This window comes from Oryzomicrobium terrae, assembly GCF_008274805.1.
GTDB lineage: Bacteria > Pseudomonadota > Gammaproteobacteria > Burkholderiales > Rhodocyclaceae > Oryzomicrobium > Oryzomicrobium terrae.
This window is the reverse complement of record NZ_CP022579.1, coordinates 468,789-481,239: the sequence shown is the minus strand read 5'-3', so window position 1 is coordinate 481,239 and position 12,451 is coordinate 468,789. Positions and strand designations below refer to the sequence as shown.

The window sequence follows — 12,451 nt, the reverse complement described above, 5'->3', positions numbered from 1 at the left end:
AGCCGGGATTCGGGCGAAACCTCCATCATTTGTCGAGACTCGTCGCCCGCCACGGCGCCCCGGACGGGAGTGGCGTTGCAACTTTCGGCCGACCGCCACATCCCTATCCATCCCGCCCCACCGTCCGATCACCGTTCCTGGAGCCGCCATGACCGCCGCCCCCGCCCTGCGCCGCCTGCTGGCCGTTTTCGCCGTGCTGGCGACCTGGGGGACGAGTCTGCCGGCCCTGGCCCAATTGCGCACGTTTCCGGCCAATACCGAAGTGGGCAAGCTGAGTGCCATCGGCCAGGGCTGGGTGCGCATCGGCAAAACCGATTTCCCCCTGGCCCCCGGCGTCCAGATCCGCAACCGGCAGAACCTGATCGTGCTGCCGATGACGGTGGCGGGGGAGTACAAGGATCAGCCGGTGCGGGTGCAGTGGGACGCCCAAGGTCAGGTCTGGAAGCTGTGGCTACTGACCGAGGATGAAGCCCAGGCCCTGGCCAAGTAAGCACGCGGCGGCCGCATGCCGCCCCCGTTTTCCGCGCCCCGGCGCTCTTTTTTGTGTAGGTTGTTTGCCGTGAAAAAGCTGTACATCAAGACCTTTGGCTGCCAGATGAACGAGTACGACTCGGACAAGATGGCCGACGTGCTCGACGCCGCCGAGGGGGTGGTCAAGACCGACAACCCGGAAGAGGCGGACATCATCCTCTTCAACACCTGCTCGGTGCGGGAGAAGGCCCAGGAAAAGGTCTTCCACGACCTGGGCCGGGTGCGCCACCTGAAGCAGCAGAACCCGGACCTGGTGATCGGCGTCGGCGGCTGCGTGGCCAGCCAGGAGGGCGACGCCATCGTCGCCCGGGCGCCCTTCGTCGACGTGGTCTTCGGCCCCCAGACCCTGCACCGGCTGCCCCAGTTGATCGCCGAGCGGCGCAGCAAGGGCAAGGCGGCGGTGGACGTATCCTTCCCCGAGATCGAGAAGTTCGACGCCCTGCCGCCGGCGCGCACCGAGGGCGCCACCGCCTTCGTCTCGATCATGGAAGGCTGCTCCAAGTACTGCACCTTCTGCATCGTCCCCTACACCCGGGGCGAAGAAGTGTCGCGCCCCTTCGGCGACGTGCTCACCGAGGTGGCCGGCCTGGCCGACCAGGGCGTCAAGGAAGTGACCCTGCTCGGCCAGAACGTGAACGCCTACCGGGGCGTCATGGACGGCTCCAGCGAGATCGCCGACCTGGCCATGCTGATCGAGTACATCGCCGATATCCCCGGCATCGAGCGCATCCGCTACACCACCTCCCACCCGCGGGAGATGACCCAGCGCCTGATCGACACCTACGCCAAGGTGCCCAAGCTGGTGTCCCACCTGCACCTGCCGGTGCAGGCCGGCTCGGACCAGGTGCTGGCGGCGATGAAGCGCGGCTACACCGGGCTCGAATACAAGAGCCTGATCCGCAAGCTGCGCGCCGCGCGCCCGGACATTTCCCTGTCCTCCGACTTCATCGTCGGCTTCCCCGGCGAGACCGAGGAAGACTTCGAGAAGACCATGAAGCTGATCGAGGACGTGGGCTTCGACACCTCCTTCTCCTTCGTCTACTCGCCCCGCCCCGGCACCCCGGCGGTGGAGCTGGCCGACACCACGCCCCAGGACGTCAAGCTGAAGCGCCTGATGCGCCTGCAAAAGCGCATCGAGGACCAGGCCCAGGCCATCTCCCAGGCCATGGTCGGCACCGTGCAGCGGGTACTGGTGGAAGGGCTGTCGAAGAAAGACCCCAACGAGCTGGCCGGCCGTACCGACAACAACCGGGTGGTGAACTTCGTCGGCAACCCGCGCCTGATCCACCAGTTTGTCGACGTGACCATCACCGCCGCCCTGCCCCACAGCCTGCGCGGCGAAATCGTGGTCAAGGAGTAAATCCAGGTGAACGCCCCCAAGCAGCGCCCCCTCAGCTTTTCCCTGGACGACCACGACAACCTGCGCCTGGCCAACCTGTGCGGCGCCCTGGACGAGAACCTGCGCCAGATCGAGGCCGCCTTCGACGTGGCCATCGCCCGCCGCGGCGAACACTTCACCCTGCGCGGCGAGATCGAGGCCATGCGCCGCGCCGAGGACGCCATCCGCTACTTCTACGGCAAGTCCGGCGAGCCGATCGGCGTGGACACCCTGCAACTCGGCCTGATCGAGCTGGTCAACCAACCGGTGCGCCGGGTCAGCCCCCAGGACACCGCCACGGTGCAGCTGGTCACGCGCAAGGCCGAACTGCACGGCCGCACGCCGCGCCAGGGCGACTACCTGAAGGCGATCCAGGAACACGACATCACCTTCGGCATCGGCCCGGCTGGCACCGGCAAGACCTACCTGGCAGTGGCCAGCGCGGTGGACGCCTTCGAGCGGGAGCTGGTCGAGCGCATCGTCCTGACCCGCCCGGCGGTGGAAGCCGGCGAGCGCCTGGGCTTTCTGCCCGGCGACCTGGCCCAGAAGGTGGACCCCTACCTGCGCCCCCTCTACGACGCCCTCTACGACCTGATGGGCTTCGACCGGGTGGGCAAGCTGTTCGAGAAGGGCAACATCGAGATCGCGCCCCTGGCCTACATGCGCGGCCGCACCCTGAACAACGCCTTCATCATCCTCGACGAGGCGCAGAACACCACGCCCGAGCAGATGAAGATGTTCCTCACCCGCATCGGCATCGGCGCCAAGGCGGTGGTCACCGGCGACCCCTCCCAGGTGGATCTGCCCAAGGGCCAGAAGAGCGGTCTCAAGGAGGCCGCCGAGGTATTGAAGGACGTGCGCGGCCTGGCCTTCGTCCATTTCAACCGGGAAGACGTGGTGCGCCACCCGCTGGTGGCGCGCATCGTCACCGCCTACGAGGCCCACACCAAGGCCGTGGAAACCGCCCAAAAGGCAGCCCAGGCCGCCGCCCGCAACGCCCACCACGGCGCCGGGCAGCACGGCCCGGAAGGGAGCGAGGCATGAACGCCGGCGCGCCTCCGGCGGCATCGCGCCGCCTCAACCTGTCGGTGCAATACGCCTGCAACAAGGACGGGCTACCCTCCCGGGAGCAGGTGCGCCGCTGGGCCCGGGCAACTCTGGACGCCGTGGACGCCCAACGCGGCGGCCAGGTCACGGTACGCTTCGTCGAACCCGCCGAGGGCCAGGAGCTGAACCGGGACTACCGGGGCAAGGACTACGCCACCAACGTGCTGTCCTTTCCCTACGATACCGAACCGGTGGTGATGGGCGACCTGATCGTCTGCGCCGCCGTGGTAGCCCGGGAAGCGGTCGCGCAGGGCAAGCCCCTGGAGCACCACCATGCCCACCTGGTGGTGCATGGTATGCTGCACCTGCAAGGGTTCGACCACGAGGACGACGACGAGGCCGAGGCCATGGAGGCTCTGGAAACCGACATCCTCGCCAGCCTGGGCTACCCGGACCCCTACGCCGCCGAAAAAGACTCCCCCGCCCCCAGGGTTCACGACTGAGGACCGCCGGCGGGCGTCCGACCCAGGGCGCCAGCCGGCCTTCCTGACTCCTGCATCCTGCCCACGCCGAAATGGACAGTTCCACAAGTAGTCCCAAGCCTTCCTTCCTCGAACGTCTCTCTTCCCTGCTCCTGCGCGAGCCGGAAGACCGGGAGCAGTTGCTCGACCTGCTCCACGCCTCCTACGAAAAAAGCCTGCTCGACGCCGACGCCCTGACCATCATCGAAGGGGCCCTGGCCGCTTCCGAGACCGCGGTGCGCGACATCATGGTTCCCCGCGCCCAGATGGACGTGGTGGAGGCCGACGCCCAGCTGCCGGACCTGATCCGCTTCGTCATCGACACCGCCCACTCCCGTTTCCCGGTGATCGGAGAGAACAAGGACGACGTCCTCGGCATCCTGCTCGCCAAGGATCTGCTGCGCTCCATCAGCGAAGAAAACTTCAACCTGCGCGACTGGCTGCGCCCGGCCGTGTTCATCCCCGAATCGAAGCGCCTCAACGTGCTGCTGCGCGAGTTCCGCGTCAGCCGCAACCACATGGCTATCGTGGTGGACGAGTACGGCGGCGTGTCCGGCCTGGTAACCATCGAGGACGTACTGGAGCAGATCGTCGGCGACATCGAGGACGAGTACGACTTCGACGAAACCGAGGACCACATCCGCCTCGACGCCGCCGGCCGCTACCGGGTCAAGGCCCAGACCGAGCTGGAGGACTTCAACGAAGCCTTCGGCACCACCCTGGCCGACGAGCAGTCCGACACCATCGGCGGCCTGGTGCTGCATCACCTGGGCCGGGTGCCCAAGCGCAACGAGATCGTGCGCATCGGCCCGGTCACCTTCCAGGTGCTGCGCGCCGACAGCCGCCGCCTGTACACCCTGCTGGTGGATGCCCCGCGCCAGCCGGCCTCCGCCGACACGGCCGACACCGACCAACCCGATGTCCCCCACGGCCGCTAACTTCGGCCGCGGCAAATCCCTGGGCGCCGCCCTGTTGCTCGGCGCCCTCGGCGTATTGGCCTTCGCCCCGTTCGAGTGCTGGCCCCTGGCCTTCGTCGCCTGGGGCGGCCTGTTCGCCCTCGTCCGCCTGGCCGCCAGCCCCGGACGCGCCGCCCTGATCGGCCTGTGCTTCGGCCTCGGCCTGTACCTGGGCGGCGTCTCCTGGGTCTATGTGTCAATGCACGACGTGGGCGGCATGCCCGCCCCCATCGCAGCCCTGGCCGCTCTGGCCCTGTCCGCCTACCTGGCCCTGTTTCCGGCCCTGGCCTGCGCCGTCCTGAGTCGCGCCGTGCGCCGCCCCCTGGCGCCCTTCGCCGCCGCCCTGGTCTTCGCCGCCCTGATCGCCCTGAGCGAATGGCTGCGCGGCTGGCTGCTCACCGGCTTCCCCTGGCTGGCCCTGGGCTACAGCCAGACGCCGCCCTCGCCCCTGGCCGGTTTCGCCCCCCTGTTCGGCGTCTATGGCGTCTCGGGCATCGCCGCCCTGTGCGGGGCACTCCTGTGGAACGCCGCGTCCAGCCTCGTTCTCCGGGCACACCCTCTGGCGATCAAGCATTCATGCGCCTTGGCGAGCACCCTCCTTGGAGGTTGGCTCCTGGCGGGCATTTCCTGGACCCAGCCCAGCGGAGCACCGATCCGGGTGGCCCTCCTGCAAGGCAACATCCCCCAGTCCCTGAAATGGGAACCGGAGCGCCTGCGCGATTCCCTGGTCACCTATCTGGCCCTGACCCGGGAACACCCCGCCGACCTCACCGTGCTGCCGGAAACCGCCCTGCCCCTGCTCTTCGAGCACCTGCCCGGCGACTACCTGGCCACCCTGCGCCAGGCCGCCGCCCCGGGAGAGCTGCTGGTCGGCGCACCGACCCGGGAGCCCGGCGGCTACGCCAACAGCGCCCTCACCCTGGGGCCCGACGGCCAGGCCGAGCAGCGGTACAACAAGGCCCATCTGGTGCCCTTCGGCGAGTACATCCCGCCCGGCTTCGACTGGTTCTTGAAGCTGATGAAGATCCCCATGGGCGACTTCTACGCCGGCCCCGATCCCCAACGCCCCCTGCTCCTGGCCGGGCAGAAGGTGGCGGTGAACATCTGCTATGAGGATCTGTTCCCCGACCAGATCGCCCGGGGGGCGCAAGACGCCACGGTGCTGGTGAACCTGTCGAACACCGCCTGGTTCGGCCATTCCCTGGCCCAGCCCCAGCATTTGCAGATCTCGCGCATGCGCGCCGTGGAAACGGGCCGCCCGATGCTGCGCGCCACCAACACCGGCATGACCGCCCACGTCACTCCGGACGGCCGCGTCGCCGACGTGCTCGCCCCGTTCACCCGGGACGGCCTGGTGGCCACCGTCACCGGCACCACCGGCACCACGCCCTACGTGCGTTTCGGCAACCTGCCAGCCCTGCTGCTGGCCGTGGCCACCCTCGCCCTGGCCCTTCTCGGCCGCCGCCCGGCGCCCCCTCCGGCGGGCTGACGCCCGCCCCTTTCCCGCTCCGGCCCGCGGCCGCCCTCCGGGCCAATTCCGGGCCAGCTCCGGGCAGCCGCATAGCGTCCCGACATCGCCACGGCGCTCACCGTCCCCCAGAGGCCGCCGCCCGCATCGGGTAAACTCCCCCCGCCGCCTGTGTGCGGCCCTTGCATCGCCGCCGGCCACCCCGGCGGCATTCCTACGCCCGGACGCCATCCCCGCTCGGGCGAGCAACGATACCCATGGGAGAACTCCGATGTCCGATTCCACACCGCACCTGTCGCGGCGCCGCTTCCTGGCTGCCGCCGGCGCCACCACCGCCGCCTCCGCCACCCTGGCCGCCACGCCGGCCCTGGCACAAGGCGCCACGCCGGCAGCGGCCCAGCCGGTCTTTCCCCAGCAACTGCCGATCCTGATCACCACCTCGGTGCAGCCGATCCTGCCCAAGGGCAAGGCCAAGCGGGTGGTGATCTGCGGCGGCGGCTGGGGCGGTCTGTCCGCCGCCAAGCACCTGCGCCAGGCCGACCCCAGCCTGGAGGTGATCCTGCTCGAGAAGAATCCGAGCTTCTTCTCCGGCCCGATGAGCAACAAGTGGCTGGTGGACATCGTGGACACCCAGTTCCTCCAGCACGACTACCTGCAGGTGGCCGACAAGTACGGCTACCGCTTCATCCAGGCCGAAGTCACCGGCTTCGAGCGCGACCGTAAGCGGGTCTATACCGCCCAGGGCTATCTGGAATACGACTTCCTGGTGCTGGCCGCCGGCATCCGCTACAACTTCGAGGCGTGGTTCGGCGACGACGTGGCGGCGGCGAACTACACCCGCACCCATTTCCCCTCGGCCTATATCCCCAACAACGAGATGTTCCGGTTGAAGAAGGGCATTCAGGAATTCAAGGGCGGCGACCTGGTGATGACCCTGCCCCCGCCGCCCCACCGCTGTCCGCCCTCGCCCTACGAACGGGCGACGCTGCTGGCCTGGATGTTCACGGTGAAGAAGGTCAAGGGCCACATCACCATCCTCGACCCCAAGGACTCCCCCCGCCCCCTGGGCCCCGGCTTCAAGGAGGCCTGGGAAGAGCTGTATCCGGGCATGGTCACCTACGTGCCCAACGCCCGGGTCCAGTCGGTGGACCCGTACAACAAGCGCATCGTCACCGAGGCCGGCGACTTCAAGTGGGACCACGCCATCCTGATGACCCCGCACCAGGCCGGCGACATGGTGTGGAAGGCCGGCGGCATCGGCAAGAACGCCGAGGGCAAGCCCACCGGCTGGGCCAACGTGGACCAGTTCATGCTCAACCTGAAGGACGATCCGGACACCTACGTGGTGGGCGATTCGGTCGGCTTCGTCTCGCCCCACTTCGGCTTCTACCCGAAGAGCGCCCACGTCGCCCACCGCCTCGGCCGCATCGTCGCCGGCTACATCGCCCAGCGCGCCGCCGGCAAGACGCCCAAATACGCCCTGCCCGACAACCTCTGCTACATGATGGTCAACGGCGGCCTGAACGGCGGCCCCCAGGAAGACCTGCTGGTCACCTTCGACTACAAGGTGAACGAGCAGGGGATCATCCAGCAGACCCAGGTGGACGACAACGTACGCAGCCACCGGCTGGTCAAGGAAGACTTCGGCTGGGCCACCGGCATGTACGCCGACCTGTTCTCCTGACCCACCCGCGGCAGACCGGCGCCCGGCGCCGGCTGCTGGCGATGAAGGCGCCCGCCGGTAACGGCGGGCGCCTTCATGCTTTTTAGCCATAAGCGAAGAAGAAAATCGACTTTTGCGAACATAACGCGCGGACTACAGTGGGCCCATCGCAGCCACCCGTCACCCGCCCCGAAAGCCCGACCATGCTCGCTCTGACGTACGCCCTCCACCTCACCCGCCACCTCGACGTTGCCCCGGCCAAGACCCTGCGCACCCTGGCCGTCGGCCTCTTCTGCCTGACCGGACTGGCCCTGCACGCCGCCCCGGTGCACGCCGCCGCCCCGGCCCCGGCCAGCGCCAGCGCCACCGGTATCGCGACCATCGCCCAGGTGGAAGCGGCCATCGCCCGCGGCGCCATCGTCTGGGACGTGCGTTCCGCCGACGACTACAAGCGCGGCCACCTGCCCGGCGCGATCAACTTCGGCGACGCCGGCAAGGTGCTGCGCGACGAGCAGAAAGAGGATTTCCTGCCCACCGCCGCCATCGAAAAGCTGTTCGGCGAGGCGGGCCTCGATCCGCGCCAGGAGATCGTCGTCTACGGTGGCCGCGGCAACGCCTACGCCTACTTTGGCGGCTACGCGGTGCGCTACTTCGGCGGCCGCAACGTGAGCGTCTTCCACGACGGTTTCGAAGGCTGGCAGGAGGCGGGCAAGCCGGTCACCACCGAGCCGCAGCAGCGCGCCAAGATCGCCCTCAAGCTGACCCCGACCCCGGCCCTGGCGGCCTCCACCGACGAGGTGGTGAAACGCTTCAACGCCCCCGGCGTGCAGGTACTCGACGTGCGCACCAAGAAGGAATTTTCCGGCGACGACATCCGCGCCATCCGCGGTGGCCACATCCCCGGCGCCATCAGCATCCCGGTGGAGCAGAACTGGCAGGACCCGGAGGCGCCGCAGAAGCTGGCCCGCAAGGAAGTGAGCAGCACTGCCGGCCTGGCCCTCAAGGATCGCTCCGCCCTGGAAGCCCTGTACAAGGACCTGGACCGCAACAAGGAAACCATCGTCTATTGCCAGTCCGGCGTGCGCGCCTCGGAAACCGCCGCGGTGCTGGAAACCCTGGGCTTCAAGGATGTGAAGGTGTACGACTCGTCCTGGCTGGGCTGGGCGGCCAAGCTGTCGGCGCCGGTGGAAAACGAGACCTTCCTCAATGTCGGCGCCCTGACCGGCCAGCTCAATGGCCAGATCAACGCCCTGAAGCGCCGGGTGGACGAGCTGGAAAAACAGCTGGCGAAAAAGTAAGCCCCCTAGCCCCCTACCGACACCGCCGATCTGCCTGCGGGCCGCGTTGCGACGCGGCCCGCAGCATTTTCCCCGATCGGCCGGGTTGTGCGTGAACACGCCCAGGGGCAGCGCCGCCGCCCCGCGGCCGGCCTGGGCCACGATGGCCTGGCCGGCGCCTCCCCAGGTCCATCCCGGCCAGCACTCCCGAACACACGGGCGCGGCGTAAAATCGTTCCCTGGCGATTGCTTCCGGCCTTGGGCGCCCCGTTCGCACCTCCCTGGAACCTTCGCCCCCGCCATGGCGTCCATTGCACGCCACCTTGTTGTTCCGCCCCCAATCGCCATGAAGGGCCCGGCACAGTCCGGGCCGCAGTTGCTTTCCCACCATGCCCTCTGATCCCGATCTGGCTCCCGCACCGCCGGGCTGGCCCCTCTTCTGCTGGGTCGCCCTAGCCCTGTGCGCCGGCACCATGGGCACCGCCCTGGCCAGCCCCCTCTATCCGCTCTACCAGGAGCGCTGGCACCTGACGGCCAGCACCATCACCCTGATCTTCGTCGCCTACATGGTGGCGGTGCTGGGCACCTTCGTCTTCCTCGGCCGCCTGTCCGACCGCTTCGGCCCGCTGCCGGTGCTGCGCGCCGCCCTGGTGCTGATCCTGGCGGGCATGGGGCTGTCGGCCGCCGCCGGCATGGCGGGGCCGGCCAATGTGGCGGCAGGGCTGGCCGAACTGTTCGCCGGCCGGGCGGTGATCGGCATCGCCTCGGGCCTGATCATCGCCTCGGCCACCGCCGGCCTGGTGGAAGTTGCGCCGCCGGCGGCCAAGCGCCACGCCTCCCTGGCCGGATCGATCACCAGCATCATCGGCTTCGGCCTAGGGCCCCTGGCCGCCGGGCTGATGGCCCAGTTTGCCCCGGCGCCCCTGCTGACATCCTACGTGGTGGTGATGCTGCTGGTGACGGTGGTGTTGGCGGCCCTGTGCGGCTTCCGCGCCACCCGCCGGGCCTCGCCGCCGCCCCTGTCGCTGCGCCCGCGCTTCGTCCTGCCGGCCCCGCCGGCCCGGCCCGGGTTCTGGGTGGCGGCCCTGACCACCTTCAGCGTCTTCGCCATCTTCAGCCTGTTCGGTTCCCTGGCGCCGTCCTTCCTCAAGGCCCTGCTGCATCTTCACGGCCCGGCCATCAGCGGCAGCGCCCTGGCCCTCTTCCTGCTCTGTTCGGCGGGCATCCAATTCACCCTGCGCCACCGCCCGGTGCAGCGCAACCTGGTGCAGGGGCTGGCCGGGCTGAGCGTGGGAGTGGGGTTGCTGGCCGCCGCACTGGAAACCCAATCCAGCGCACTGTTCATCGTCACCATTCTGGTGACCGGGGCGGGGCACGGCATGGCCTTCATGGCGGCGCTGGCCACTGCCAGCGCCGCCACCACGCCCCACACCCGGGCGGGCATCCTGTCGTCGTTCTTTTCGGTGGGCTATCTGGGCACCATCCTGCCGGTGCTGGGGGTGGGCTTCCTCGCCGATCATTTCGGTCTGGCGCCGGCCGTGCTGCTGTTCTGCCTGACCTTCGCCCTGCTCTCCCTGGGCCTGCTCGTCGCTGCCCGGCGTATCGTCGCTCCGGCGCCCAACGGCGCCTGACGGGCCGTCCAGGCCAGGGCTACAGCCGCGCCGCCTGGAAGGTGTCGCACTGGGCGACGCTGCCGCTCTCCAGCCCCTGCCGGAACCAGCGCACCCGCTGGGCCGAGGTGCCGTGGGTGAAGGATTCCGGCACCACCACGCCCTGGCTCTGCTTTTGCAGGGTGTCGTCGCCGATGGCGGTGGCGGCCCGCAGGGCTTCGTCCACGTCGCCGGTTTCGAGAATCTTGCGCGCCGCATCGGCCCGGCTCGCCCACACTCCGGCCAGGCAGTCGGCCTGCAATTCGAGGCGCACCGACAGGGCGTTGGCCTGGGTCTTGGAGGCCCGTTGCTGGGCCTGATGCACCCGCTCGGAGATGCCCAGCAGGTTCTGTACGTGGTGGCCGATCTCGTGGGCGATCACATAGGCCTCGGCGAAGTCGCCCGGGGCGTGGAAATGCTGGCGCAGTTCATCGTAGAAGGCCAGGTCGATGTACACCTTGCGGTCCAGGGGGCAGTAGAACGGCCCCATGGCCGCCTGGCCCGCGCCGCAGGCGGTCTGGGTGGCGCCGCGGAACAGCACCAGCTTGGGCTCCTCGTAGGTTCGTCCGGCTTCCTGGAAAACCTGGTGCCAGGTCTTCTCGGTGTCGTTGAGCACCTTGGCGACGAAATGGGCGGTGGCATCCTCCCGGGCGTCGCTGGCCAGGGGCTTGCCTGCCGGCGCCGACACCGGCGCCTGCTGCTCAAGCATGCGCGCGCCGTTGATCACCACCGACGGATCGATGCCGAAATACCAGGCCACCAGGGCCAGTACCACCGTCCCCACGCCCAGGCCGCCCCGGCCGATGGGCAATCCGCCCATGCCGCCGCTGCGGCGGTCTTCCACGTTCTGGCTTTCCGTATCGTCGTCGAGACGCATGGCAACTGCTCCTTAAGCGATAGAGAAATTCTGGCACAGCCGCGACGGGACCGCTAAGCCCGCCGCACCGTTGCGCGGCATGGCCGGCGTCGGCGAAAGCGGGCGAAAAACGGTAGAATTCAAGGTTTTCCCACGCGTTCTTCACGCCTCTTACGGATTGCTGTCATGCTGACCTTTCAGGAAGTGATCCTGCGCCTGCAGGACTACTGGAACAAACAGGGCTGCGCCCTCCTGCAACCCTACGACATGGAAGTGGGCGCCGGCACCAGCCACACCGCCACCTTCCTGCGGGCCATCGGCCCCGAGCCCTGGAAGGCCGCCTACGTCCAGCCGTCCCGTCGTCCCAAGGACGGCCGCTACGGCGAGAACCCCAACCGCCTGCAGCACTACTACCAGTTCCAGGTGGTGTTGAAGCCCGCTCCGGACAACATCCTGGAGTTGTACCTGGGCTCCCTGGAAGCCCTCGGCTTCGACCTGAAGAAGAACGACATCCGCTTCGTCGAGGACGACTGGGAAAACCCCACCCTGGGCGCCTGGGGCCTGGGCTGGGAGGTGTGGCTGAACGGCATGGAAGTGACCCAGTTCACCTACTTCCAACAGGTCGGCGGCATCGACTGCAAACCCATCACCGGCGAGATCACCTACGGCCTGGAGCGCCTCTCCATGTACCTGCAGGGCGTGGAAAACGTCTACGACCTGAAGTGGACCGAGGGCCTCACCTACGGCGACGTGTACCACCAGAACGAGGTGGAGCAATCCACCTACAACTTCGAGCACAGCGACGCCGACTTCCTGTTCACCGCCTTCGGTGCCCATGAGAAGCAGGCCCAGCACCTGATGGCCGCCCAGCTCGCCCTGCCCGCCTACGAGCAGGTGCTCAAAGCCGCTCACACCTTCAATCTGCTCGATGCCCGAGGCGCCATTTCCGTCACCGAGCGGGCCGCCTACATCGGCCGCATCCGCAACCTGGCCCGCGCCGTGGCCCAGGCCTACCTGGACAGCCGCGCCCGCCTCGGCTTCCCCATGGCGCCCAAGGAATGGGCGGCCGAAGTCCTCGCCCAGATTGAGAAGAAAGTCGCCTGAC

Annotated in this window: 11 protein-coding genes; 10 read left to right on the top strand and 1 reads right to left on the bottom strand. The window is 68.5% G+C overall.

The annotated features are described in order from the left end of the window. The first annotated feature begins 148 nt into the window (after window positions 1-148). The 9 genes from OTERR_RS02190 (at window position 149) to OTERR_RS02150 (ending at window position 10,472) form a co-directional block, all read left to right on the top strand. Window positions 149-490 (top strand): hypothetical protein, encoded by a 342-nt coding sequence (locus OTERR_RS02190; RefSeq protein WP_149424721.1) that lies wholly within the window; start codon window positions 149-151, stop codon window positions 488-490. Between the two features lie 69 nt (window positions 491-559). Next, window positions 560-1,891, top strand: coding sequence for a tRNA (N6-isopentenyl adenosine(37)-C2)-methylthiotransferase MiaB (gene miaB / locus OTERR_RS02185; RefSeq protein ID WP_223115984.1), 1,332 nt, complete (start codon window positions 560-562; stop codon window positions 1,889-1,891). A 6-nt stretch (window positions 1,892-1,897) separates the two neighbouring features. Then, window positions 1,898-2,953, top strand: coding sequence for a PhoH family protein (locus OTERR_RS02180; protein ID WP_187775284.1), 1,056 nt, complete (start codon window positions 1,898-1,900; stop codon window positions 2,951-2,953). Then, window positions 2,950-3,459: an rRNA maturation RNase YbeY gene (gene ybeY / locus OTERR_RS02175; RefSeq protein ID WP_149424719.1), complete on the top strand. Its 510-nt coding sequence runs from the start codon at window positions 2,950-2,952 to the stop codon at window positions 3,457-3,459. The genes OTERR_RS02180 and ybeY overlap by 4 nt, the downstream gene beginning before the upstream one ends. 71 nt (window positions 3,460-3,530) lie before the next feature. Then, a complete protein-coding gene (locus OTERR_RS02170) occupies window positions 3,531-4,415 on the top strand; it encodes a CorC family transporter (protein ID WP_054620162.1) in 885 nt (294 codons plus the stop codon). After that, window positions 4,396-5,922, top strand: a complete 1,527-nt coding sequence (lnt, locus tag OTERR_RS02165) for an apolipoprotein N-acyltransferase (RefSeq protein ID WP_149424718.1) — start codon at window positions 4,396-4,398, stop codon at window positions 5,920-5,922. The genes OTERR_RS02170 and lnt overlap by 20 nt, the downstream gene beginning before the upstream one ends. Window positions 5,923-6,172: 250 nt before the next feature. After that, window positions 6,173-7,585, top strand: coding sequence for an NAD(P)/FAD-dependent oxidoreductase (locus tag OTERR_RS02160; RefSeq protein WP_149424717.1), 1,413 nt, complete (start codon window positions 6,173-6,175; stop codon window positions 7,583-7,585). 182 nt (window positions 7,586-7,767) lie between these two features. After that, the gene (locus tag OTERR_RS02155; RefSeq protein ID WP_149424716.1) at window positions 7,768-8,862 is read left to right on the top strand and encodes a sulfurtransferase; all 1,095 of its coding nucleotides are present in this window, start codon (window positions 7,768-7,770) and stop codon (window positions 8,860-8,862) included. 368 nt (window positions 8,863-9,230) lie between these two features. Then, on the top strand, window positions 9,231-10,472 hold the full coding sequence (locus OTERR_RS02150) for an MFS transporter (RefSeq protein ID WP_149424715.1): 1,242 nt from the start codon (window positions 9,231-9,233) through the stop codon (window positions 10,470-10,472). A gap of 19 nt (window positions 10,473-10,491) precedes the next feature. On the opposite strand, the gene ypfJ is transcribed toward OTERR_RS02150, so the two are convergent. Next, window positions 10,492-11,367 carry a KPN_02809 family neutral zinc metallopeptidase gene (gene ypfJ / locus OTERR_RS02145; RefSeq protein ID WP_149424714.1) on the bottom strand — a complete coding sequence of 292 codons (876 nt, stop codon included), beginning with the start codon at window positions 11,365-11,367 and terminating at the stop codon, window positions 10,492-10,494. Between the two features lie 165 nt (window positions 11,368-11,532). On the opposite strand from ypfJ, the gene glyQ reads away from it, so the two are divergent. After that, the gene (gene glyQ / locus OTERR_RS02140; protein ID WP_054621952.1) at window positions 11,533-12,450 is read left to right on the top strand and encodes a glycine--tRNA ligase subunit alpha; all 918 of its coding nucleotides are present in this window, start codon (window positions 11,533-11,535) and stop codon (window positions 12,448-12,450) included. Window position 12,451 lies beyond the last annotated feature (1 nt).